The organism is Mesorhizobium sp. M7A.F.Ca.US.006.01.1.1 (assembly GCF_003997935.1).
Taxonomy (GTDB): Bacteria; Pseudomonadota; Alphaproteobacteria; order Rhizobiales; family Rhizobiaceae; genus Mesorhizobium.
In genome coordinates this window covers 1-2123 of the sequence record NZ_RZQL01000448.1, presented here as the reverse complement: position 1 = coordinate 2123, position 2123 = coordinate 1, and the positions used below count along the sequence as shown (strand labels likewise).

Annotated in this window: 4 protein-coding genes; all 4 read right to left on the bottom strand. The window is 66.7% G+C overall.

Going from position 1 to position 2123, the window contains the following annotated elements:
* Positions 1-284 (bottom strand): ROK family protein (locus EN943_RS36660; RefSeq protein WP_127416576.1); only part of this gene is annotated, 284 nt, incomplete at its 3' end.
* Positions 281-1003, bottom strand: coding sequence for a ribulose-phosphate 3-epimerase (locus EN943_RS36655; RefSeq protein WP_127416575.1), 723 nt, complete (start codon positions 1001-1003; stop codon positions 281-283). The genes EN943_RS36655 and EN943_RS36660, both read right to left, overlap by 4 nt.
* Entirely contained in the window at positions 1000-1833 is an 834-nt protein-coding gene (locus EN943_RS36650) for an alpha/beta hydrolase (RefSeq protein WP_127416574.1), read from the bottom strand. Before EN943_RS36650 ends, EN943_RS36655 begins: the two co-directional genes overlap by 4 nt.
* Positions 1833-2123, bottom strand: a 291-nt coding sequence (locus EN943_RS36645) for a TIM barrel protein (protein WP_164778594.1), incomplete at its 5' end; no start/stop codon positions are given. The genes EN943_RS36645 and EN943_RS36650, both read right to left, overlap by 1 nt.

Genomic DNA, 2123 nt, shown 5'->3' with positions numbered 1-2123 from the left:
GGCACGTCCAGCCAGCCGGCGAGTGTCGGCGGGCCGACGGCGATGCCGGCCAGCGGATCGAGCGGTCCCGGCGCACCGACGCCGACGCCGACGATCGAAAGCGCCGGCGCCTCGGCATGGACGGTCGCCGCCAGCGCCTCGATCTGGCCGATCACAGCGTCCGGACCTGCCTGCGCCTGCGTCGGCACCGCCGCGAATGCCAGGATCTTGCCTTCACGGTCGACCAGGGCGGCGCGAAGCTCCGTCCCACCAAGATCGATCGCAAGGGCGGCTTCGGTGGTCATGCCGCAACCTTCAGCCCATGCAGCCAGCCGATGCGGCCGGCGAGATCCTTGTCACCGAAGGCGAGCGAACCGAGAACCACCGTCTCGGCGCCGGCGGCACGCAGCAACGGCACGGTCTCGTGGCGGATGCCGCCGTCGGCCGCCAGAACCACTTGCGCATCGCGGCCGGCCTTTCTCAGTATGGCGCGGGCGGCGCCCAACCTGTCGCAGGCCTTGTCCGACAGGCTCTGGCCCTTGACGCCGATTGCGGTTCCCAGAAGCGTGACGAAGGCGACCTCGGAGACGAAAGGCGTCACCGTCTCGACCGGCGTCTCCAGCCTGAGCACGACACCGGCCTCGGCGCCGAGCTCACGTGCCAGCCGCACAGCGCGCAATCCCGCCTCGCCATTCTCGGCATGGACGCTGATCATGTCGGCGCCGGCCTCGATGAACTGGCGCGTCTGCGCCTCGACGATTGCTTCATCGACCATCAGGTGGACATGGATGGGCTTGGCCGTCAGCCCGGCGATGCGGGCGACGAGGTCGGGGAAGAACAGGAAGGACGGGGCGAAATGACCGTCCGCCACATCGATATGATGAAGATCGACATGGGGCTCGATGCGATTCAAATCGCTCTCGAAATTGGCGAGATTGGCCGACCACAGCGAGAATTCAGCGATCATGCGGTCACGCGGCAATGCGGCGATGGCGGCTGGGCCGGAGAGAGATTTCGAGATCATGATGGGTCCTGGTTGTTGAAATTTGTGTCGAGAAAGCTGCCGATGGCGGCGCGGATTTCGGCGAAATGGCGCCCCTTGTCGGTGGCCTTCGGCGTCACCTCGGCAAAGACGGCGTTGGGAATGGCGTCGGCGAGGCTGTGCGCGGTGGCCAGCGGATGGACGAGATCGATGCCGCTGCCAATGACGAGTGTCGGGAACGCGAGGCCGGCGGCCGCTGCCCGCGTGACGCCAGGCCCATCGTTTGCGGTCGCTCGCATCACCTCGGCGAAAACATTCGCGTTGGCGCGCGCGAAGAAGCCGAGCAGGGAAGCAAGATTGTCCGGCGCTTCGGTTCGAAAGCGTGCGGCCGTCGCGGACGTCGCGAAGATATCTCGCGCCACCGATAAAGGACGGCTGAGGATGAGCTCCGCCACTTCCACGTAAGGGCGCATGTTTTGCGGTGCCGCGTCGAAAGCCCAGGCAGGGCGAACAAGCACGAGACCGGCGACCCGGTGCGGGTGCCGGGCGGCAAGCTGCAAGGCAATGGCCGCGCCCATCGAGATGCCGCCGGCGACGAAACGGTCGATCCCGGCCGCATTGGCGGCGGCCAGCACATCATCGGCGAACATCGCGATCGAAAACGGCCGTGTCGTGCCGGCGCCGGAGCCGCCCTGGGAACGGCATTCAACGGTCAGCAGGCGATATGAAGGACCGTCGGGAAAGTTCTGCGCGACCTGCGCAGCGTCACCACCGAGGCCGTGCTGGAAGACGACGGGAAACCCGCCCTGTCCCGTGTCGAAGACACGAAGCGCTGCATCGTCGCGAAGCAGGATCGTCGGGGCGGCGCCCATCAGAGCAGCCTTCGCAGAAAGGCAGCGACGCCGGGGGCTTCGTCGGCGGACAGGCCGTGGGTGACAAGCGGTCCGTCGAACCCCGCTGACTTCAGCCGTGAAACAAAATCCGGAAAATCGACGATGCCTTGTCCTGCAGTGGCAAAGCGGCCGTCGCCAAAGCGGTCCTTGGCATGTGCCATGGCGATGTGGCCGGCAGCCTCGTCGATCGCGGCGGCAACGATGGCGCGCGCCTCGCCGGGCGTGGCGTGTTCGAACAGGTTCGCCGGATCAAGCACGATCTTGAGGTG